24 protein-coding genes are annotated in these 21057 nt (G+C 34.5%); 9 read left to right on the top strand and 15 right to left on the bottom strand.

The genetic code is table 11. From position 1 onward, the window contains the following. Positions 1–35: 35 nt before the first annotated feature. Entirely contained in the window at positions 36–764 is a 729-nt protein-coding gene (locus SYN6308_RS05665; protein WP_144051403.1) for a Uma2 family endonuclease, read from the bottom strand. 144 nt (positions 765–908) lie between these two features. Further along, positions 909–2150, bottom strand: coding sequence for a bifunctional ornithine acetyltransferase/N-acetylglutamate synthase (gene argJ / locus SYN6308_RS05660; protein WP_017293467.1), 1242 nt, complete (start codon positions 2148–2150; stop codon positions 909–911). Between the two features lie 340 nt (positions 2151–2490). Between argJ and rppA the strand changes: the two genes are divergently transcribed. Continuing rightward, a complete protein-coding gene (rppA, locus tag SYN6308_RS05655; RefSeq protein ID WP_017293466.1) occupies positions 2491–3186 on the top strand; it encodes a two-component system response regulator RppA in 696 nt (231 codons plus the stop codon). Between the two features lie 39 nt (positions 3187–3225). Next, positions 3226–3459: a DUF1902 domain-containing protein gene (locus tag SYN6308_RS05650; protein ID WP_017293465.1), complete on the top strand. Its 234-nt coding sequence runs from the start codon at positions 3226–3228 to the stop codon at positions 3457–3459. On the opposite strand, the gene SYN6308_RS05645 is transcribed toward SYN6308_RS05650, so the two are convergent. Beyond that, on the bottom strand, positions 3412–3654 hold the full coding sequence (locus tag SYN6308_RS05645) for a hypothetical protein (protein ID WP_017293464.1): 243 nt from the start codon (positions 3652–3654) through the stop codon (positions 3412–3414). The genes SYN6308_RS05650 and SYN6308_RS05645 overlap by 48 nt on opposite strands. A gap of 52 nt (positions 3655–3706) precedes the next feature. On the opposite strand from SYN6308_RS05645, the gene SYN6308_RS21845 reads away from it, so the two are divergent. The 4 genes from SYN6308_RS21845 to SYN6308_RS05630 all read left to right on the top strand — a co-directional run bounded on the left by SYN6308_RS21845 (position 3707) and on the right by SYN6308_RS05630 (position 6303). After that, complete coding sequence (locus tag SYN6308_RS21845) at positions 3707–4210, top strand: hypothetical protein (protein ID WP_040467065.1); 504 nt, start codon at positions 3707–3709, stop codon at positions 4208–4210. A gap of 185 nt (positions 4211–4395) precedes the next feature. After that, complete coding sequence (locus tag SYN6308_RS21840) at positions 4396–5193, top strand: sensor histidine kinase (protein WP_237741263.1); 798 nt, start codon at positions 4396–4398, stop codon at positions 5191–5193. 88 nt (positions 5194–5281) lie between these two features. Beyond that, on the top strand, positions 5282–5836 hold the full coding sequence (locus SYN6308_RS05635) for a DUF411 domain-containing protein (RefSeq protein ID WP_040467062.1): 555 nt from the start codon (positions 5282–5284) through the stop codon (positions 5834–5836). A 134-nt stretch (positions 5837–5970) separates the two neighbouring features. Continuing rightward, positions 5971–6303, top strand: coding sequence for a hypothetical protein (locus tag SYN6308_RS05630; protein WP_017293462.1), 333 nt, complete (start codon positions 5971–5973; stop codon positions 6301–6303). 253 nt (positions 6304–6556) lie between these two features. Here the strand turns inward: SYN6308_RS05630 and SYN6308_RS05625 are convergent, their stop codons facing one another. From SYN6308_RS05625 to infC, 7 genes are all read right to left on the bottom strand, one after another. After that, the gene (locus tag SYN6308_RS05625; protein WP_017293461.1) at positions 6557–6817 is read right to left on the bottom strand and encodes a hypothetical protein; all 261 of its coding nucleotides are present in this window, start codon (positions 6815–6817) and stop codon (positions 6557–6559) included. Positions 6818–7104: 287 nt separating this feature from the next. Then, on the bottom strand, positions 7105–8016 hold the full coding sequence (locus tag SYN6308_RS05620; protein ID WP_040467060.1) for a copper resistance protein B: 912 nt from the start codon (positions 8014–8016) through the stop codon (positions 7105–7107). A gap of 148 nt (positions 8017–8164) precedes the next feature. Continuing rightward, positions 8165–9973, bottom strand: a complete 1809-nt coding sequence (locus SYN6308_RS05615; protein ID WP_017293459.1) for a copper resistance system multicopper oxidase — start codon at positions 9971–9973, stop codon at positions 8165–8167. Between the two features lie 123 nt (positions 9974–10096). Beyond that, positions 10097–10678 carry an HNH endonuclease gene (locus tag SYN6308_RS05610; protein ID WP_017293458.1) on the bottom strand — a complete coding sequence of 194 codons (582 nt, stop codon included), beginning with the start codon at positions 10676–10678 and terminating at the stop codon, positions 10097–10099. 5 nt (positions 10679–10683) lie between these two features. Next, the gene (locus SYN6308_RS05605) at positions 10684–11487 is read right to left on the bottom strand and encodes a DNA-methyltransferase (RefSeq protein WP_017293457.1); all 804 of its coding nucleotides are present in this window, start codon (positions 11485–11487) and stop codon (positions 10684–10686) included. Between the two features lie 106 nt (positions 11488–11593). Further along, the gene (locus SYN6308_RS05600) at positions 11594–11881 is read right to left on the bottom strand and encodes a BrnA antitoxin family protein (protein WP_017293456.1); all 288 of its coding nucleotides are present in this window, start codon (positions 11879–11881) and stop codon (positions 11594–11596) included. 65 nt (positions 11882–11946) lie between these two features. Continuing rightward, the gene (gene infC, locus SYN6308_RS05595) at positions 11947–12489 is read right to left on the bottom strand and encodes a translation initiation factor IF-3 (RefSeq protein WP_017293455.1); all 543 of its coding nucleotides are present in this window, start codon (positions 12487–12489) and stop codon (positions 11947–11949) included. A gap of 205 nt (positions 12490–12694) precedes the next feature. Between infC and SYN6308_RS05590 the strand changes: the two genes are divergently transcribed. Together SYN6308_RS05590 and SYN6308_RS05585 are read left to right on the top strand one after the other, a co-directional pair. Beyond that, positions 12695–13549: a branched-chain amino acid ABC transporter permease gene (locus SYN6308_RS05590; protein ID WP_017293454.1), complete on the top strand. Its 855-nt coding sequence runs from the start codon at positions 12695–12697 to the stop codon at positions 13547–13549. A gap of 182 nt (positions 13550–13731) precedes the next feature. After that, entirely contained in the window at positions 13732–14007 is a 276-nt protein-coding gene (locus tag SYN6308_RS05585) for a type II toxin-antitoxin system Phd/YefM family antitoxin (protein ID WP_026101939.1), read from the top strand. Between the two features lie 453 nt (positions 14008–14460). On the opposite strand, the gene SYN6308_RS05580 is transcribed toward SYN6308_RS05585, so the two are convergent. The 4 genes from SYN6308_RS05580 to SYN6308_RS05565 form a co-directional block, all read right to left on the bottom strand. Beyond that, the gene (locus SYN6308_RS05580) at positions 14461–15024 is read right to left on the bottom strand and encodes a 1,2-dihydroxy-3-keto-5-methylthiopentene dioxygenase (RefSeq protein WP_017293452.1); all 564 of its coding nucleotides are present in this window, start codon (positions 15022–15024) and stop codon (positions 14461–14463) included. Beyond that, positions 15021–15671: a methylthioribulose 1-phosphate dehydratase gene (locus SYN6308_RS05575; RefSeq protein ID WP_017293451.1), complete on the bottom strand. Its 651-nt coding sequence runs from the start codon at positions 15669–15671 to the stop codon at positions 15021–15023. Before SYN6308_RS05575 ends, SYN6308_RS05580 begins: the two co-directional genes overlap by 4 nt. A gap of 113 nt (positions 15672–15784) precedes the next feature. Next, the gene (locus SYN6308_RS05570; protein WP_017293450.1) at positions 15785–16522 is read right to left on the bottom strand and encodes a PilW family protein; all 738 of its coding nucleotides are present in this window, start codon (positions 16520–16522) and stop codon (positions 15785–15787) included. Positions 16523–17121: 599 nt separating this feature from the next. After that, entirely contained in the window at positions 17122–17904 is a 783-nt protein-coding gene (locus SYN6308_RS05565; RefSeq protein ID WP_017293449.1) for a hypothetical protein, read from the bottom strand. 239 nt (positions 17905–18143) lie between these two features. On the opposite strand from SYN6308_RS05565, the gene SYN6308_RS05560 reads away from it, so the two are divergent. After that, positions 18144–19157: a type I glyceraldehyde-3-phosphate dehydrogenase gene (locus SYN6308_RS05560; protein WP_017293448.1), complete on the top strand. Its 1014-nt coding sequence runs from the start codon at positions 18144–18146 to the stop codon at positions 19155–19157. A gap of 147 nt (positions 19158–19304) precedes the next feature. Here the strand turns inward: SYN6308_RS05560 and SYN6308_RS05555 are convergent, their stop codons facing one another. Next, entirely contained in the window at positions 19305–21053 is a 1749-nt protein-coding gene (locus tag SYN6308_RS05555; RefSeq protein ID WP_017293447.1) for a succinate dehydrogenase/fumarate reductase flavoprotein subunit, read from the bottom strand. Positions 21054–21057: the final 4 nt, after the last annotated feature.

Here is a 21057-nt window from a genome sequence, read left to right as displayed (position 1 = left end):
GTTAGCAATGAAAAATGAAGGATTAAATCACATTTTTAATTTTCAATTTCTATGCCAGAATTTTTTAATAATTCTTTTAATCTAGCGATTTCCAACAGAGCATTATCAGCCCTTTGCTTTTCAACTTCAGCCTTTTGTTTTTCCATATCACTAACTTCTTTATCCGTAGGTAATAACTCTCCTTCTAAAGTTTGCCAACGCAACCAAGTAGCATCAATGCCACGATAAACCCCTTGCCAACGCACTAAGGCTAGTTGTAGTTGTTTACTAATATAGCGGTTGTCGTCATCAAGTTTTAATGGTTGATAGACTCCATTGAGGAGAGAAAAACCAGCCCAATCATCAGAGTTAAAGGGATCATACCAAAAGTATTCTGGTACACGCATTTTATTTTGATAAATGATTTTTTTTTCATTTTTATCATGGGAAGCGGTGCTGTCGGATAGTAATTCGATGACTAAATCAGGGGCTTTTCCTTCTTCCCACACCACCCAACTTTTACGTTCTTTTTGATCTACGTCTAAAACACAGAAAAAATCAGGTCCTTTGTAATCTTGATTTTTTACTTGAGACAGGCTAAAATAAACAAACATATTACCCCCAGCATAACCATTTTGACGTTTTTCTAGCCAAGGGTAAATAGTTTCTAGCAGTAAGTCCATTTGATGTTTATGGCGTGAAGTTTCCATATTTTCGTTGTCATCGTAGGGTAAATCGTCTTGGGTGGGAATATAAATCGGAGGATTTGAGGTAAGAGCTATCATATTTTTCTCTGATTTTATAGTACATTTATTATAACCTGAGTGAATCATAAAATTTTCGATGAAATCAGGAGATAGGAGACAGGATAGAGGAGATAGTAGGAAGAATTGTTTTCAACTTTTCTTATGGTTCACTGAGGTGATTCTTTAAGTGGTGTATTCAGCGTTGATTTTGACATAATCGTAACTGAGATCGCAACCCCATGCTTTACCTGAACCTGAACCGTTACCAACGGATACAGAAATAGCTACAGTATCACTTTTTAAGTATTCTCCTGCGGCGGCTTGTTTAAGGTAGTTACTGGCGGCGACTCGATCGAACGGCAAGGGTTGCCCTCTTTCCATTAACAAGAAATCTCCCAACTTGATCATTAAATCATCTTGATTAAATTGTACTCCTGCTCTACCTGCGGCGGCGGCAATACGCCCCCAATTCGGATCACGCCCGAAGATAGCAGATTTCACTAAAGATGAACCCACAATGGTTTTAGCAATTTGACGGGCAGAGGCTTCATCCGTTGCTCCTGTAACTTCAACTTCTACCAAACAGGTTGCACCTTCACCATCACGAGCGATGGCTTTAGCTAAATGTTGACAAACTTCCGTTAACATTGCCTCTAATTTTTGACCATTTTCATCAAGGCTAGTAATGGCAGGAGTGCGAGATTGTCCATTGGCAAGGGCGATTAAACTATCATTAGTACTGGTATCACCGTCAACGGTAATTTGATTAAAACTCTTATCACAGGCACGTTTTAACATCTGTTGCCACAGCTGAGTAGAAACTGCCGCATCACAGGTAATAAAGCCCAACATCGTCGCCATATTGGGGTGAATCATACCTGAACCCTTAGAAATACCACCAATGCGCACGGGTCGATCGTCTATAATCGTTTCCAGTGCGATCGATTTAGTGACTAAATCTGTAGTAATAATGGCTTTTGCGGTGGCTTCTCCCCCATTTTCTGATAATTCCGCCACTAATTGAGGGATTGCATTTTTTAATATATCCATTTTGATTCTCTGCCCAATCACCCCCGTAGAGGCTAAAAGAATAGAATCAGCGTCAATGTTTAACTCTTTAGCCAAAGCCTCCGCTGTATCTAGGGCATCCTGTAAACCTAGCTCCCCTGTAGCGGCATTAGCTTGACCAGCATTACAAATAATGGCTCTAGCACTAGATTTTGTTTGCAATTTTTGACGACAATAATCGACACAGGCGGCACGAACCTCAGACGTAGTGAATACCCCTGCTGCGATCGCATCGGTTTCCGAATAAATAAGGGCTAAATCGGGTGCTTTGGAAGGTTTAAGCCCTGCGGTAATACCAGAAGATTTAAAGCCTTTAGGAGCGGTTAAGCCCCCTTCAATTACTTTCCAGTCAGACATAATAGTTAATGAGGAATTACAAATTAGGAATTAATAATGGGAAAAAAGTGAACGATAAAAAGTTTGCTATGAACAAATAAAGAGGTATTAGGTTATTTGTAATAATAAATATACCTACATGATCCCCCTAACCCCCCTTTATAAAGGGGGAATTATAAATTGTAAGCTATTTTAATTAATTTAAAAATTCATAATCTATAGAATTTTTCAGAACTTCAGTAAAAAGTAAATAAGAATAAGTCACAGGTTTTGATTGATGTCTCCAATACGATCGAATAATAAAATAAAATTTGAGGTTAATTTAATAAATATTATAATTGGTCATTGCTAAGATAAAATTATGCGAATATTGTTAATAGAAGATGAAGAAGATTTAGGTATTGCCATTAAACGATCGCTTTTAGGACAAAATTATGTGGTAGATTGGATAACATCAGGACAAGAAGGCTTATATTTACTAGAAAATCCAAATATTAGCTACAATGTGGGTGTTTTTGATTGGTTATTACCAGAATTATCAGGTATTGAATTATTAAGAATAATTAGGCAACAAAATAATTCTTTACCTGTATTAATGTTAACGGCAAAAGATACTATGGGGGATAAAATTCAAGGATTAGATGCAGGTGCTGATGACTATTTAATTAAACCCTTTGAAATGTTAGAATTATTTGCGAGAATTAGGGCATTATTAAGAAGAAATCAAGAGATTAAACCATCACAGTTAATAGTAAAAAATTTAATTTTAGACTATCAAACTAATACAATTCAAGTAGAATTAAAAATAGGAAAAAATGAAATAATTCCTTTAACAAATAAAGAGTTTCATTTGCTAGAATTTTTTATGCGTCATCCTCAACAAATTTTAACAAGAGATCAACTTTTAGATCAATTATGGGAAATTGGTTCTGATACTATTAGTAATGTGGTAGCGGCTCAAATTCGTCTGTTAAGAAAGAAACTTAGTCAATATGGTTATGGTGACTTAATTGAAACGGTTTATGGTTTAGGTTATCGTTTAAAATTGAATAAATAAATGATAAAATCTAAGAAATAATTAGCAGTTTAAAATATTATGGAAAAATATATTATAGATGCTTTTTGGGATTATGAAGCTCAAGTCTGGATTGCAACAAGTAATGATATTTTAGGATTAGTTACCGAAGCGGAAAATATTGATATTTTAATCCAAAAACTTAGAGTAATTGTTGCCGAATTATTGGTTTTAAATCACCAAGTTAAAAATAATAATACTCAAAAGTTATGTAAAATTTCCCGCATTTTGTTTAATATATTCATTGATAATTAACTCAATTAAATTTTGATAAGACATATTATTTTTATCGGCTTTTTCTTTTAAAAAAGATAAATTGGTTTCTGTTAATTCTACTGGTATTTGAACTTTTATTTCCTTTAAAGTTAATTTTTCTGGTGGAGGTAAAAAATCTTCCATAATTTCACCAAATTCCAAATTCTCATCAGTATATTTTATTTTGTTTTTCATACAGTTTACTTCCTTTGCGCCAAATTACTCATTAGATTCAATTTACTAACTTGTGTCAAAAAATAGACTATTTAATCAAACTAAAATATCTCTAACTTGTTGGTATGCTAGTATTTTTTCAGGTATTATTAGCTTAGGTGCATTAGGGGTTTACGAAGCGATCGAACACGCTCATTATATCACAATTAATCAAGAATTAAAAACGGTAGCGGGTACTTTTCATGACACCCTTGAACCTTTATTAATTAAACCGAATAAACTAGAAAAAACCGTTAGAGAAATTATATCAGATTTGTGCTTAATAGATGAGAAGTGTGATAATCAATATCATGAAAATCGATATATAACAAGACTTATTCAGCAAGGAAAATACTATCTCAAATTTTATGATTTATCGGGTAACTTACTAGGTAATGCAGGAATAAAAATTGATAATTTATCTCTTAATTATCCCTCTGAAGAATTTAAAACAATTCAAGACAATCAAAATATTAATTATCGTCAAATTACTTTACTTTTGCATACAAAAGATAATCAAGAATGGGGTTATTTATAGCAATCAGGAATCATTTGTGAGAAATAAATTATTAGAAAAAATATCGAAGATACGACTAATCTTGCCTTTTGCCTTTTGCCTCTTGCCTTTGATGATAAGATAATTTTCACAACTCATAACTGACTGCTATACAAATAGGTAGGAGTTTAGAGGAGTTCGATCGATATGTTGGTAATATCAAGTTATTGTTATTATTAGGCTTACCTTTACTAATTATTTTAGTGATAATTGCTAGTTGGTATTTAGCCGAAAAAGCGATACAACCTGTATATAAATCTTATCAAGAAATGCAACAATTTAGCTCCGATGTTGCCCATGAATTACGCACTCCTTTGTCAGCAATAAAAGCAACTATTGATAGTGTGATTTTAAATAATTTAACTTTACAAGATAGTCAAGAAACCTTAAAAATTATTCATCGTCAAAATGAAAGATTGATTAATTTAGTTAAGGATTTATTAATATTAACTCGTCTCGATTCTGTTTTAGAAAATAATTATCAAATCTCAAAAACAAAAATTAATTTATTAGATTTAATTAATGACTTAGTAGAAGAATTATCTTGTTTAGCCTTAGAAAATAACGTCAATCTCCGTCAAGAAATTAAAACCAATAATGATATATTTATCTTTGGAAATGAAGAACAAATTTACAGATTATTGACTAATTTGACCATAAATGCTATAGAAAATAATCAGAAAAATGGTCAAGTAATTATATTTTTAGAAACCGATAAACAAGAAGTTATTATTAAAGTTATTGATACTGGTATTGGGATTAATAACACAGAACAAAAATTAATTTTTAACCGTTTTTATCGAATAAATAAAGCTCGAAATCGAGACAAAGGAGGCTCAGGTTTAGGATTATCTATTGTAAGATCGATCGTGCTTAATCATCATGGTAAAATAGCAGTAGAAAGTAGAGAAAATGAAGGCAGTACTTTTATAATTTATCTTCCCAAAATTATCGAAAAATCATAGTTAATTATCATCAAAAAGTCATTTCATCCTGATTTCATCTTTTTAGGGCAAAATGGAGTCAGAAAAAATAAAAATGGGAGAAACAACTATGCTAAAAACGAAAGTCATTCAATCATTAACAGGTATTGCACTTATTACCATTATCAGTAGCATTGCTATAGCTTCTAATAGCCCAAGTTATGCCCATGAAACCCATGAAAATCATGAAAATAAGTCAATAACAGTAAGTGTTTGGGATAAAGCAACGGTTAACTATGAAGGCAATAAGAAAATTACCGTATATAATAGCCCTTCTTGTGGTTGTTGTGGGCAATGGATTTCTCACATGAAAAAACACGGCTTCGAGGTGACAGACATTAAAACCGATGACATGGAGGCGATTAAACGGAAAAACAATTTACCGCCACAGTTAGAATCTTGTCATACTGCCATTATTAACGGTTATGTCATGGAAGGGCATATTCCCGCCGATGATATTAAACGTTTTCTAAGGCAAAAACCTACTAATCTAAAGGGTTTAGCTGTTGCAGGAATGCCTATTGGTAGCCCCGGTATGGAATCTGATAAAATAAAACAACCTTTTGATGTCGTTGCTTTTAATAATCAGCAAATTAAAGTATTTAATAGTCATAAAAATTATTAAATTTTACCCTAGCTTATCTTAATGATAATTATTGATATTTAATCTTCAAAAATAGTCAAAAAGCCATTTCATTCTCTTTTCATAATTGATTGTTAAGATAGAGTTATTAAGACAAAGTAAAGAGAGATAAAACCATGAAAAATGTACATAGAATATCACTACTTTTTCTATTAGTTAGCGGTGTAGGATTAAATTTAGCATTACAACCTAATTTAGCATTTAGTCAAACCCCAGAAACTCAAAAAGAAACTATAGAAAATCAAGAAGAATGTATGAATCATAAAAATCATGAGATGATGGGAAATAATCATCAAATGATGAGCAGTGAAAATCATGCAAATCATGAGATAATGAGGGGTGAAAATGATCAAAAATGTGAAAATCAGGAGATGATGAATAATCATCATCAAATGGGTGAAAATCAAGACAATCATTATAATAATCAACAACCTCAACCAAAAAATTAAAAATTATTTTTCCTAGAATTTCGTTTTAAAAACTATACTGATTTATTATCATTATTCCTTGATGTTTTATTTTTATAATTATGAAGATAAAGAAGAAAAATACGAAAATCATCAAAATCATTAAAGGAGTAAAATCGAGTATTTCGGAATAAATCTTTATCTAAGGGGATTAAATTCCCCTTTTTTATTCCCTTGATAAGTTTATATTTATTTATTAATAATAAGTTCTTCCTTGAGATAAACCAAGAGGTATTTATTGATCAATTCCGACAAAATTGCCAGATAATCTGTATTGCCAAGTATGAGGTTTTCCATTGGTTTGAACTCCTCTTAAACTTACATATATTCTGGTATTAGGTTTAATAGCGTCAGCAAAATTTACTACTGCTTTATTTTCAGTAATATTTGCTTGAGTATTAATTTTTGTACCGTTTTTATCTTGAATTTCAACATTATTAATAGTTAAACCATTAGGTAGTTGAATTATTAACTTTTCTAAGGCAAATTTGCCCATAACATCATAGGAAAAATGATGAGTAGCATTTTGAATTTGAGAAGCTGAAGGATGAGCTCCACTATGAACATTAGTGGCTAAAATGCTGGGAGTAAAAGAGCTTAATATTATCCCTGATATTAAACTACTAAAAATTCATTTATTCATCTTTTAATCTTTTTTATATTCTGAGTTATTATCTTTAATTTTGCAAGATAAAAATGAAATTAGTATGAAAATTAGGAATATCACGCAAAGACGTAAAGGCGCAAAGAAAAAGAAGATTTAAAATTCTACGATTAAGTAATTTAAAACATTAATCTAACTCCTGTGACAAATTTAATATCATCATTACTTTCGCCTTCTTCCTTAGCAAATTTAGCAGTATCGCCAAATAATTTATTCCAACTAACCCCAATATAAGTGGCAAATTCTCGACTAATTTCATAACGCAATCGCAACCCCAATTCTAAATTATTAAAACCGCTACCTACTCCAAATTCTTCTACTTTTTGTATGGCTAGATTAGTTTCTATTTTCGGTTGTAAAATAAGTTTTTGAGAGAGTAAAAAATCAGATTCGGCTTTAAATCTAGCAGAAATATCTCCTTGATGACTAATAAATAAAGCGGTGTCAACTTCAATGAAATAAGGTGCTAATCCTTCAATGCCAATGACAGCAAAACCCCTACTATTTCCTTTATCTCCATAGAGTTGATCGTATCTTAATCCTGCTTGTAAATCCCAGTAAGGAGAAATTTGTTGACTGTATAAAAGTTGTAATTCTGCCTCACCGTTACCATCATCTAAACTAACATCACCTTCGGTTTTAAAAACGAATTTTTGATAGTCACTTCCCACCCAACCAGACACATCCCATTTAAAAATATTTTGACTATCATTAACTTGATATTCTAGTTGATCAAATAATATTTTATAGAAAATTTGATTGTCATGAATAGGCTCACCAAAATTATTTTCTTGGTTATGATTATGTTGGGTAAAGATAAAGTTTTTTTCTTGAGTTAAGTATTTTTTATCTTCAAAGTCTTGAAAAAATAGTTGTTTTTCTTGAGGTAAATCATCTTCATAAATAAAAGATTTTTTTGCACTATCTTTTTCAATAATATTTGGTTGTGCTTGAATTTTATCACAGAATAAAATAACACTAAAAATAATAGTTAAACTGTTGAAAAAAATTAAGGATTTAAAAATTGACATGGATTTATTTAGTAATGATAAATGTAGGGTGGGTTGAGGCATCGAAACCCACCAAGAAAATATAAAATTTGACGATGTTTTGTTGGGTTGCACTTCGTTTAACCCAACCTACTTTATGGGTTAATAGTGAATCAAATTTGATTATTTTTTAGGAAATAACGTTAATAGTGCGAAACATTCCGACATCCATGTGATACATTAAATGGCAATGAAAAGCCCATCTTCCCTTAGCATCAACATCAATTTCTGTAGATAATTTTTCGGCTGGTTTCACAATAATGGTATGTTTTCGAGGTTGATAATCTCCATTTCCGTTTACTAATTCCATCCACATTCCGTGTAAATGTATGGGATGTTCCATCATGGTATCATTGACAAATGTTAGTCTTAATCTCTCTCCATAATAAAAGTCTATTTCTTTTTCTTCGGAGTATTTTTTTCCATTAAATGACCACATATAACGCTCCATATTTCCTGTTAAATATAGGGCTATTTCTCGATCGAATTTTCTTCTATTTTTTAAGGGTTTTACACTCTTTAAATCTGTATAAACTAACACCCGATGATTGACATTTTCTAAACCAACTCCTGCCTCGTTTAAACGATTTTTAACCATCATTGGGGTTGCGGCGTTACCGATACCGTTATTATCCTCTCCCCTCGGTTGCCATGAAAAGTCTAAGATTTCTTTTTCAGTCATCCCATGGTTACTATGATCTGTATTCGACATATCATGATTATTATGATCACTGTGACTCATATTCGACATATCATGATCATTATGATCTGATGAAGAAGTTTGATGGTTAGTATGATCAGATGATGAAGAATTGTGACTACTATGATCGATCGAGCCCGAACTTGAACTATTATGACCACCATGAGCATCATGATCCATACCCATATCAGCCATTGTACGCAATGGGCGCTCTCTACGAGGAGGAATTTCTGCGGATAAGCCTTGTTTTATGCCTAGTGTACCTCTAACATAACCACTTCGATCGATGGTTTCCGCAAAAATAGTATAAGCCTCTTGGGTATCAGGTTGAACAATGACATCATAGGTTTCCGCTACTCCTATACGAAATTCATCTACCGTCACGGGTTGCACATTCTGCCCATCTGCTTGTATCACTGTCATGGGTAAGTTAGGGATTCTGACATCAAAAAATGTCATGGCTGAAGCGTTAATAAATCTTAGTCTGACTTTTTCACCCTTGTTAAAGATACCAGTCCAATTGTCATTACTGGTTTTACCATTCATCAAATAAGTATAAGTTGCCCCCGTCACATCGGCAATATCGGAGGCATCCATACGCATTTGTTTCCACTCCCAATCTTCTCCTAAATTAGCAACGGTGCGTCTTTGGTAGTTATAGTAAGTGGGCATTTTTTTCAAATTAGCGAGAATAGCGTGGGGATTCTCAAAACTCCAATCTGATAAAATAATGACATAATCCTTATCATACTCGATCGTTTCAGGTTCACGAGGTTCAATTACTATAGCACCATAATGCCCTAACGGTTCTTGCATATTGCTATGACTATGATACCAGTAAGTACCGTTTTGATTCACAGGAAATTGATAGGTAAAGGTTTCCTGCGGTTTGATACCCCGAAAACTTACCCCCGGCACACCGTCCATATTTGCTGGTAAAATTAAACCGTGCCAATGAATAGAGGTATCTTCTTTTAAGTTATTCTTTACCCTAATGGTGGCAATTTGCCCCTCTTTTAGCCTAATAGTGGGAGCTGGTAAACTATTATTAACAGTATAACCCCTCGCAGTTCGATGGTCGATCGAAACCTCTGTTTCCCTGACTTCTAAATCAATAACATCCCCCTCAAGATAATTATTTTGTGCAGAAACGGGGATAATTTGATGTACAGCATAAAAACTGGCAATCCCTCCTGAAAATCGCAGGAAATCACGTCTATTAAGCCGATACTGTGTCATAATCAACTTTTACCTCATTTTTGACCTAATCTTACTAACAACCTATATTGTCATAAGAATATGAAATGAGGATGAAATAGATACTAAGTTTGAGAATTAAAAGCTGTTCTTCGACTTTAAGAACTATTTTTTCCATTCAATATGACCATTAATATTGTTTTTTTCAAAAACTTCTAAAATTTCTGCACAAAAATTCATTGTTTGAGAATCATTAATTGACTTTGCTTTTTCATAAAGTCTAATAAACATTTTTTTTCCTGTTTCTGTTTGGTTATAATTTTTTTTCTGGAAATTATGAATAGAACATAAAGTTTGACCATTTTCAATGGTTGCTTCTCCACCTTGATCTTTTGGTTTTATATGATCAACGTGCAATTCTACTCCATCTTTTAAACCTCTACCACATATAACACATCTATAGTCATCTCTAGCTAAAATTTCTTTTTTTTGCTTCTCGGAAAAATCCTGTAAATTTTTATTTTGAACTAGACTAGGATCATATCGATAAACTCCCTTCGCAACTTTAACCAATGATCCTTGTTGATGAAGTTTTCTAATTTGCCTATCTGGATCTCTAAATATTTCTCCCGTTCTTTTTTTGTACTCTTGTGTCACCCAGTCAACAATTTCAGGATGCGTAATATCTCTTAATGGATTATTTTTAAAATATTCCATCACAATCTCTGATTGAGTAATTTTTTTCATAATTTTTATGTAAATAATAAGCTACCTACTTCATCAATAATTCTATTTTTAGCTAATTCGCAATATTGTTCATCTAATTCAACACCTACAGCTCTCCTCTTTGTGTTTTCTGCAACAATTAATGTTGTTCCGCTACCTGCAAATGGATCGAAAACTAAATCATTTTGATAACTAAATAACTTAATAGCCCGTAATGGTAATTCTTTAGGAAATGGAGCAGGATGTCCGATTCTTTTTTTACTTTCACCATTAAAAACCCATAATCCATTTGTCCATTCCATAAACTCTTGTTTAGTAATATCACTAATTTTTGTTCCTGTAGTTTTTTTCCAATCTTCCTTATACAAAATAACAATTAATTCCACAGGTGCAATAACATGAGGTGCAGAAGCTGACATCCATGATCCCCAAGCCGTTCTTCTTGATATATTACCCTCATTCCAAATTATAGTCGAGTGATATTTCCAACCAACATCTTGGGCTATTTTTGTTAAGTCTGCACCAACGCTACGATGTCCTCCCTTATTTTTATCTAAAGGGATATTCAACAAGAATCTACCTTGTTTTTTTGTCCACCTATAGCAGTTCGACATCCACTGAAAAGAAAATTCTAAGTATCGATCATAAGATAATTGATCATCATTAGAGTTATACTCGATGCCGACATTGTAAGGTGGAGATGTTACTATCAAGTCTATAAATTCTGTTGTAAAAAGATTAGGGTTAAGACTGTTACCATTTATCAGTGTAATATTTTTATGTTTAAAATATTCTTTGTATTCTGGTTTTGATTCGGTTACTATTGTCATTTTGATTTTGACTGTCAATTTAATATTTTTATAAAATTATCTTATATCCTATATTTAAGTTTCTATCAAATACTAACACGGTTCGATCGAACTCCAGAAAATTAGATTAAAGTGAAATATGCTTTAATAACGTTTGATTGATCACTGTCTGATAGCCAATATCTTGCTTTTTCGCTTTTTCTTTCGCCCATGCCAAAACTTGAGGATGAATCCGAATAGAAATAGGTTCATACAAATCATTTTCATCTTTAGCGGGTCGTCCACGGTTTCTTAGCTTAACATTAAACTGTGTAGCGATCGCCTCTTTAAATTTTTCATTTTCCTCTTGTGTTACTCTTCTTGCCCTTTCAAAAGGAAATTCAGATTCCTTCTTCATATCGATATAAAAACGCATCAATTTTTTTTAGTCTTCTAGTCTCCCTAACCCCCTATCTCCCTATCTCCCTAACCCCTATCTCCCTATGACTTTTTGGGTGAGAGAAACATGATCATATTCCGCCCTTCTTTTTTGGGTTTTTGTTGAATTTCGGCTAATTCAGTCAAATCGAGCGCCATGCGTTCCAATAATTCTTGTCCTAAATGAACGTGTTGCGCTTCTCGCCCTCGAAAGTTAATCGTGGCTTTAACTTTATCTCCTGCATTCAGAAAACGCTTTGCTTGACTGACTCGCACTTGATAATCATGCTCATCAATTTTGTAACGCATTTTCACCTCTTTTATGTCCGCAGTATGTTGCTTTTTACGGATTGCCCTGGCTTTTTTCTCCTGCTCAAACTTAAATTTACCGTAATCCATAATACGACACACGGGAGGATCAGACGTTTCGCTGACTAAAACTAAGTCTAATTCTTGTTCTTCAGCCATGCGATTAGCGTCTCTGGTGTCGAGGATGCCTAGTTGCTCCCCGTCTGTACCAATTACCCGTACTCTGGGAAAACGGATATTGTTGTTAATTTTCGGTAAATCTCTTTGGTTTGTTTTTTTGTTGTTGCTATAGGTCACAGGTTTTGATTAATGTCTCCAATACGATCGAATAATAAAATAAAATTTGAGGTTGATTTAATAAGTGATAGTTTTTAGTGCTAGTCAATATTATAATTGGTCATTGCTAAGATAGGATTATTTTTTGTGAAAGATTCTTAGCTTAATGCTTTGATTAGTAATGATTTGCACATAATATTAAAAAAAATTAAGAAGTTTGATCTCAATGGATACAATACAATCACTTTTCAATGGTATTGCAGTAGGGAGTATTATTGCCCTTGCGGCGGTGGGTTTAACCCTGACAATGGGAATTTTACGATTATCAAATTTTGCTCACGGAGATTTTTTGACTATTGGTGCTTATTTAACATGGGTAGTGAATCATGAGGGATTAAATATTTGGTTATCGATCATCGTGGCTACGGTTGGAACTGTGATTTTAATGTTAATCTGTGAGCAGTTGTTATGGAAACCCATGCGAGATAAACGGGCGAGTAGCACTACTTTAATTATTATTTCTATCGGTTTGGCTTTATTTTTGCGCAATGGCATTTTGTTTATTTGGGGGGGTAGTAATCAAAATTATGATTTGCCTCTGGTGGAAGCCATCGATATTGGGGGGGTAAAAATCGCTTATTATCGTATTATCGTCATTGCTTTAACTATCGGTGCGATCGTGGCTTTACATCTAATTTTACAAAATACTAAAATCGGCAAAGCTATGCGCGCGGTGGCAGATAACATCGATTTAGCAAGAGTATCAGGGATTAATGTAGAGCAAGTCGTCTTATTTACATGGATTATGACGGCGGTGTTAACGGCTTTTGGGGGGGGATTGTTTGGTTTAATTACCGCAGTACGTCCGAATATGGGTTGGTTTATGATTTTACCTATGTTTGCGGCGGTGATACTCGGAGGCATTGGTAATCCCTATGGTGCGATCGCTGGGGGGTTGATTATTGGCATTGCACAGGAGTTGAGTGTGCCATTTTTTGGTTCTGAGTATAAGTTGGGGGTAGCTTTAGTAATTATGATCGGAATTTTGTTAATTCGCCCTCAAGGTATTTTCGGGAAGTAATAGACCTCTTGCAAAATTAAAATTAAAATAAATTTAGATAAAAAAATTATCGATTTTCTTCACTAATTACTAATTACTCATTACTCGACTTCTGCAAGAAGTCTAATATTTTTTTTTTGTAATCTGAATAAATTTTTTTTATAATAAGATGATAAGGCTATATCAACAGTTTAATTATGACCATGTTAAAAAAAACCTTTGATGTCAATTTACAGGGGGATAATTTATCGGAGTTGTTGTCAGCTATTCAAAATCAGGTAGAGGTTACTTTAACCCGTGATGGTGTAGCGTTAGCGAAGGTTTTACCTTTTCCATTGGGTGGGGAAAAAATTACTACGGATAACAAGGTGTTAAAGCCTCGCACTGCGGAAGGTTGGGAAGGACAAATTTGGATTGCGAATGATTTTGATGATGAATTACCAAAAATTAACACTATGTTTTACGGGGAAGATGAATGAAGTTTTTATTAGATACTCATATTCTCTTGTGGTGGTTAGGAGCTTTTAACTGTTAACTAATAGTTTATTATAGTTGTTTATACCTACTCACGGGATAAAGGTTGACATTTTTTTTAAAATATGTTAGCTTTTAATGAAGTCGATAACCAAGACTGTTAAAACTATTTAATTTAAAGATTAAATTAAATAAAAATTAGTTATTATTCAAGATTAATCAATTAATTAGAATAATAAAAGTAGGGTGGGTTACACCCGAATCAACGCTTGTGGACAGTATCAAGCCGACTTGACTGGTAGAAGCAAGAAGTAAACGTCATAGGTAACTATGAGTAAGTTTTATATAACAGATGACGAAAAATTATCACCACAGATAATGATTAATTGATAAGTCTATTGACGATCGAACCTATATAATAGACATCGATCGTAATTATTTAATTTTGAGAATTTCTCTTAGTTTTCCAGTCGAGAAAACTTACTAGCAATATCACTTCCTGTGAAATTGGCAACCCAACCTTCGGGATTATTAAAAAAACGAATAGCGGTAAAGTTAGGATTTTCTCCCATGTCGAACCAATGACGAGTATTCGCAGGTACACTGATTAAGTCGCCTCTGGTGCATAATACTTCAAAAACTTGGTTTTCGAGGTGTAAACTGAATAATCCTTCTCCATCGACAAAGAAACGCACTTCATCTTCACTGTGAGTGTGTTCATTTAAGAATTTTTCACGGAAGGCTTTTTTATTGGGGTTATCTGCGGTTAAACTCACCACGTCAACGGTTAAATATCCTTCTTCGTTGATTAATTGATCAACTTCCGATTTATAAGCCGTTAAAACTTCCTCTGGAGTCGCTACGGATGTTAAACTTTCGATCGTACCCCATTGTTCAAATCTTACGCCCACCTCCCTTAATCTATGGGTAATTTTATCAATTTTGTCAGTATCAGCAACAGTGTTGCTGTCAAAAATAGGGGTAACGGGGTTATTGTCGTTAAATATTTTTAAAGCTGTCATTTTTTTCCTTTAATTCGCATAACTTCTAACTCACATTGTATTAAATATTCGATCGCTTCTAAATGTCTTAAGGTTTCTGTCATATCTTTACCCCAAGTATAAACTCCATGCCCTCGAATCAGATAACCCCAACAAGGAATTTTTTTATTCAAATACTCTATAACTTCATCGGCTAAACTAGCTATATCTTGAGTATTAGCAAATATGGGGAGTTCGAGCACGAAGTGGCGCTGCGCGATCGAACTTTCATGGGTAGAAATACCATTAAACGCCTTCAATAACTCATAACCTGCTAATTTCCATGAGGAATTGTCTGTTACAAGAGTCAGCAAAGTACTATTAAGAGAATGAGTATGTAAAACCGCGCCAATATCAGAATTTTCAGCGTATAAACTGGTATGAAGGAGAGTTTCGGCGGAAGGCTTTTTCTCGTCTTGAGGTTTTCCTTGCAAATCCACCACCATAATATCATCAGGAGTTAATCTACCTTTATGTTTCCCTGACACGGTGATGGCACAATAATTATTATCTAACCGTTGGGAAAAATTACTACTGGTGGCAGGAGTCCAACCTTTACTATCAAGAAAATTAGCCGTTTCAATAATGCTATGAATTGCGATGTCTAAATCTAAGGGGGAATAAGTCAATTTTACTAATCCTTTTCTCAAAACATTACATTATATCAGTGATCTAAAATTTCTTGGAAAAAAAACGATATAGGAGACTAGGAGAAAAATTCTTAATTCTTAATTCTTAATTCTTATTGACTGCGAGTGAATGCGATCGTACTTACTTTGATAGGTTGTCCATTAATGATATGTCCATATAAAAATATTCTTACTAATCTATTTTGACTATGATTTTCATAAAGACAAAATCGAAATCCCCCTTTTTCGTTACTCTGATGAGTAATATAGCCATAAACTGTTGTATGACTTGACCAAGTAACACTATCTTGTGTACACAAAGTCTTGTTATTTATAGCATGGGTTTCGTTTTTCCCCAATAATCCATCTGCCACCACAATCCAATTTCCTTGATTTTTGTCACAAATAATTTTTCTACGCAAAATCGCAGGTTTTAACCAAATTTGGGGCGATTTACCACTAATATCTTGCAATCCATAATAAATTGTAGGATTATTAACACATCCTTCTCTTAATGGGGTTTTATGAGGATAGGTTAATACTAAACAATTTTGAGAGTCAATACCAGAAGAATTGCAATATCCTCCTACAGTAGCAGGTTCGATCGTCACAGATTTTGCCGTTTTTATATCTTCTTGAAGATAATTTAAGGCTTTGATTAATCCATTATGGCGAATAGTTTTCGATTCTATGTGTTGATTCGCTTTGAGTAAATTAATAAATCCACTGGCGGCGGCGGTTAATACCACACTCCCCATGACAACACTGACTAATAATTCTGTTATCGTTAAACCTCCACAGGAATATTTACCTTGACAAATTTTTCCCATCACCATGATTTTTTTTTTCATGGCATCGTTTCTCCTACTGATTTGGTAATTTTTTTATTAATTCATAGACATTCCTTTCAATTATGTTGTATTATTAATTGGTATGATGTTAAAATAATTACATTTTGAAAAAAAAACCGATTCAGAAGATAAATAGAATGACTTACTATTACCTAATGTCCACCCTATGCGTGGGTCGAATTTAAGTCATTTTTCAGTACTTTAGTACTGTGATATTTCTCCGAATCGGATTTTAAAAAAGTCTATACTTACTTATCAGTAGGAAAATGGGATTTTATGCAGTATTTTTTGAGAAATTTTAAAATTTCTTTTTTTTGTCAGCGTTAATTTTTTTTCAGCACAAGTTTTGTCAAATTTTCTGTTAAGTTAAGTTTTGCGAACAAGATCATCAATATATTAGGAATTTTTCTACCTGTCCACTTGTCCACTTGTCCACTTGTCTCTTGCCTTCACCGATAATTCTATCTTGAAATTAGGTATTACCTAACACCTTTTAAGTACTAATGCAAAATAGATTGTATATTTTGGAATTAATAAAATTTTCTCAATACCATGTTGCCTTTCTTAATGTAAACATACAATGAATTCTCCTCACTCATTTATTGATTTTTGCGATCGCCATGACCAAACCAAGACCTTTCCTCTTGATCTGTTGTATATTTTTCGGCTAAAACATTAGTAACGTCTTTCATAGTACCAGTAGCACTAACCCAACCATTGTCAATATCCGGGAAATCGATTTGACAGTTAGCACACTTTTTCTCAGAATAAAAACGAATAGGACACCAGAAAGATTCTACATTGCGTAACATTTCCGTTCCTAAAGACCAAACTCCCGTCATCCAATCACAATACAAACACCAGATTAGATCATAACCTACCAATCCCTCGAATTTTTGACGTGAGACATTAACCCAGTCTTTACCTTCATATTTAGGTAAGCGAATCAACCAAGTTAAAGGGGGATAAACAATTAATTCAGCAAAACGTACCACCCAAAAAACGGGGATAGCTAAACCCGTAATCCACACCGCCAGATGATTACGCCAACCGCCCACAATACCACTTAAAGTAGAATGTATTTTTTCACTTTTTGCCACAGGATGAGTTAATTCGTGAAGGATAATCCACACCCATAAAGCACTTAATTCTGCTAACAGAGCAATTCCTATGCCCAACCCACCACTAAAACTAAACCCCACAATCAGGGGTATTAACATAAAATATCCTAATGCCAAATCGATACCGGGAGCATAACAAAAAAAATCACTAATTTTCCTGCCCAATTCCCCACTTTTAGCGGTTAAATGTAAAAATCCTGCTCCTAATAATAAACTTATTAGTAAAGCTAAATATAATTGTGTTAGTTCGTTTAAGATCATTGTTTTTTACTGAGATGACAAATTTTTCACATCTTATCGAAAATTTTGAATAATAAGTTCAAATGTAACAACTCTTGACATCGAACAAAACTAAGAAGTACTTCATATTTGTTCTGTATATGCAAAATACTAGCAAAAAAAATCAAAAAATGGGTATGAAAGGGTACAATCTTTACGATATGATTAGGCACATTAGAAAAATTTACTTTATTTAGTTTAAATAACAGAGGAAATAAACTGTGGTTAGAGTAGCTATTAATGGTTTTGGACGTATTGGACGCAACTTTTTACGTTGTTGGTTTGGTCGTGAGTATAGTGGTTTAGAAGTAGTAGGTATTAACGACACTTCTGATCCTAGAACTAATGCTCATTTATTACGATATGACTCTATGTTAGGGATTTTTGACGCTGATATTCAAGCGGATGAAAATTCTATAACCGTTAACGGTAAAACGATTAAGTGTGTGTCCGATCGAAATCCTCTTAACTTACCTTGGGCAGAATGGGGTGTCGATTTAATCATCGAATCCACTGGGGTATTTGTTACCGATGAGGGTGCATCCAAACACATTCAAGCAGGGGCGAAAAAAGTTTTAATCACTGCTCCCGGAAAAGGTGCTAATGTCGGTACTTATGTTGTTGGTGTGAACGATAAAGAATATTCTCACGATAAATATAATGTAGTCAGTAATGCTAGTTGTACGACTAACTGTTTAGCTCCGATCGCTAAAGTACTTCATGAGAATTTTGGTATCATCAAAGGTACAATGACCACTACTCACAGTTACACTGGAGATCAGAGGTTATTAGATGCTAGTCACCGTGATTTACGTCGGGCGCGTGCTGCTGCTATCAATATTGTACCTACCAGCACCGGTGCAGCTCAAGCGGTGGCTTTAGTTTTACCCGAATTAAAAGGTAAGTTAAATGGTATTGCTTTGCGTGTGCCTACTCCTAACGTTTCTATCGTAGATTTAGTTGTACAAGTAGAAAAAAGCACGATCGCAGAACAAGTTAATCAAGTACTAAAAGATGCTTCCGAAGGTGCATTAAAGGGTATTCTCGGTTATAATGAATTGCCTTTGGTTTCTTCTGACTATCGTGGTACTAACGTATCTTCGATCGTGGATGCTAACTTAACCATGACAATGGGAGGAGACATGGTTAAAGTAGTAGCTTGGTATGATAACGAATGGGGTTATTCTCAAAGAGTTGTTGACTTAGCTGAAATTGTTGCTTCCAACTGGAAATAAGACAGGTGTTGGGCTGTTTTATTCTCAAATTTTTGGTTAAGAGAAAGTAATGAGTAAAAAGTAATAAGTAATGAGTATAGACTAGAAGACTGGGAGACTATGGGATAGTTTTAAATTCTCCATTCTCCATTTTCCATTCTCCATTCTCTAGTATTTTCGCTCTTTGGGTTCAAACATTGTGACGACAACGGGCATATAATCAACGGTTACGCCGTCAGGAGAATGGGAAGCGAGGGTGTGTTGTAAGAAGTTTCGATCGTCTCTAGTGGGATAGTCTTCTCTTGAATGCGCCCCTCGACTCTCTTTTCTTTGGATAGCGGAGGTTAAAATCATTTCGCCCACAATCATAATGTTTTGCAATTCGAGGGCTTCAACTAATTCCGTATTCCACTGTCTTTGTTTATCATCAAGGAAAATTTGCTCATATTTAGCGATAAGTTGCCGAATTTGTTTTAATCCTTCTTCCATGACTTCCTGAGTACGAAATACGCCACAATGCTCTGTCATAACGTCTTGAAAGTTCTGTCTTAGGCTTTTAATTCTTATATCCCCTTCTTTATTCAATAAGTCTTGGATTCGTTTTTCACAGGCTTGTAAGTACTTTTGTTCGTCTATTTGTGGCATAGCTCGATCGCCCAGCAACCTTTCACGATCGAGAACATAATTAGCGATTGAACGTCCTACTCTACGCCCATAGACTACGCATTCTAGCAGGGAATTACTACCAAGACGATTAGCACCATGTACGGATACACAGGCACATTCTCCCCCTGCAAAAAAGCCTTCCGTGAGTTGATTACCATTAATTCTCACTCTGCCATCGGTATTAACAGGGATGCCTCCCATACAATAGTGAGCGGTGGGGCGCACTGGCATCGGCTCATATACTGCATCAACCCCCACTAAACGATGGGCTTCTTCCCAACAAAAAGGCACACGAGACATGATTTTTTCTTTGCCCATGTGGGTTAAGTCCAAATGGACATAAATCCCCCCTGCGCTACCATCGGGATTGATTCCCCTTCCTGCTCGTATTTCAGTGACGATCGCCCTTGAAGTAATATCTCTTGGTGCTAACTCCATTTGATTAGGGGCATAACGTGCCATAAATCTTTCCCCTTCACTGTTGCGCAGATAAGCGCCTTCTCCCCTCACGGCTTCAGAAATTAACACCCCCACGGGATATAAACCAGTAGGATGAAACTGGACAAATTCCATATCTTCTAAGGGTAAACCAGCTTTTGCTGTCATGGCTAAACCGTCTCCACTGGAGGCATAATCATTGGAGGTGGTATTGAATACCCTGCCATAACCACCAGTAGCAAACATTACGGCTTTCGATCGAACTACCTCTAAATGTCCATCATTGATGTTAAACATGACTACCCCCTTCGCTTCGTTATCTTCGAGGATTAACTGCATAACATACCATTCCTCGTAGATTTTGACGTGATTACGGCGTAAATTATTAACTAATTCATGTAGCATTGCATGACCTGTCTTGTCTGCGGCGTAACAGGTGCGTTTATGGGAATGCCCTCCAAAGGCACGTTGGGCGATTCTACCGTCTTCTAAACGAGAAAATAATACCCCTAAATGTTCTAATTCGATGATTACTTCGGGTGCTTCTTTGGTTAAAAATTCCACGGCATCTTGATCAGCTAAATAGTCTGAACCCTTTACTGTATCGAAGGCGTGGGCTTTCCAATCGTCATCAGGATCAACATTTTGTAAACTAGCCGCAATACCACCTTGAGCGGCGACAGAATGAGAGCGAATGGGGTGAGTTTTTGCCACCAAACCCACATCCATACTAGGATTGAGCTTTTTAATTTCTAGTGCCGCACGACATCCTGCTAAACCACCGCCGATAATGATAACATCATGTTCTAACATTTTT

The sequence above is a fragment of the Geminocystis herdmanii PCC 6308 genome (assembly GCF_000332235.1).
In the GTDB taxonomy this organism is placed as follows: Bacteria; Cyanobacteriota; Cyanobacteriia; order Cyanobacteriales; family Cyanobacteriaceae; genus Geminocystis; species Geminocystis herdmanii.
This window is presented reverse-complemented; position numbering and strand designations above follow the sequence as displayed.

Bases quoted from the DNA above. Each gene is read 5' to 3' on its own strand.
- SYN6308_RS05665 (WP_144051403.1), bottom strand. From the start codon at position 764: ATGATAGCTCTTACCTCAAATCCTCCGATTTATATTCCCACCCAAGAC.
- argJ (WP_017293467.1), bottom strand. From the start codon at position 2,150: ATGTCTGACTGGAAAGTAATTGAAGGGGGCTTAACCGCTCCTAAAGGC.
- rppA (WP_017293466.1), top strand. From the start codon at position 2,491: ATGCGAATATTGTTAATAGAAGATGAAGAAGATTTAGGTATTGCCATT.
- SYN6308_RS05650 (WP_017293465.1), top strand. From the start codon at position 3,226: ATGGAAAAATATATTATAGATGCTTTTTGGGATTATGAAGCTCAAGTC.
- SYN6308_RS05645 (WP_017293464.1), bottom strand. From the start codon at position 3,654: ATGAAAAACAAAATAAAATATACTGATGAGAATTTGGAATTTGGTGAA.
- SYN6308_RS05635 (WP_040467062.1), top strand. From the start codon at position 5,282: ATGCTAAAAACGAAAGTCATTCAATCATTAACAGGTATTGCACTTATT.
- SYN6308_RS05630 (WP_017293462.1), top strand. From the start codon at position 5,971: ATGAAAAATGTACATAGAATATCACTACTTTTTCTATTAGTTAGCGGT.
- SYN6308_RS05625 (WP_017293461.1), bottom strand. From the start codon at position 6,817: ATGGGCAAATTTGCCTTAGAAAAGTTAATAATTCAACTACCTAATGGT.
- SYN6308_RS05620 (WP_040467060.1), bottom strand. From the start codon at position 8,016: ATGTCAATTTTTAAATCCTTAATTTTTTTCAACAGTTTAACTATTATT.
- SYN6308_RS05615 (WP_017293459.1), bottom strand. From the start codon at position 9,973: ATGACACAGTATCGGCTTAATAGACGTGATTTCCTGCGATTTTCAGGA.
- SYN6308_RS05610 (WP_017293458.1), bottom strand. From the start codon at position 10,678: ATGAAAAAAATTACTCAATCAGAGATTGTGATGGAATATTTTAAAAAT.
- SYN6308_RS05605 (WP_017293457.1), bottom strand. From the start codon at position 11,487: ATGACAATAGTAACCGAATCAAAACCAGAATACAAAGAATATTTTAAA.
- SYN6308_RS05600 (WP_017293456.1), bottom strand. From the start codon at position 11,881: ATGCGTTTTTATATCGATATGAAGAAGGAATCTGAATTTCCTTTTGAA.
- SYN6308_RS05590 (WP_017293454.1), top strand. From the start codon at position 12,695: ATGGATACAATACAATCACTTTTCAATGGTATTGCAGTAGGGAGTATT.
- SYN6308_RS05585 (WP_026101939.1), top strand. From the start codon at position 13,732: ATGTTAAAAAAAACCTTTGATGTCAATTTACAGGGGGATAATTTATCG.
- SYN6308_RS05580 (WP_017293452.1), bottom strand. From the start codon at position 15,024: ATGACAGCTTTAAAAATATTTAACGACAATAACCCCGTTACCCCTATT.
- SYN6308_RS05570 (WP_017293450.1), bottom strand. From the start codon at position 16,522: ATGAAAAAAAAAATCATGGTGATGGGAAAAATTTGTCAAGGTAAATAT.
- SYN6308_RS05565 (WP_017293449.1), bottom strand. From the start codon at position 17,904: ATGATCTTAAACGAACTAACACAATTATATTTAGCTTTACTAATAAGT.
- SYN6308_RS05555 (WP_017293447.1), bottom strand. From the start codon at position 21,053: ATGTTAGAACATGATGTTATCATTATCGGCGGTGGTTTAGCAGGATGT.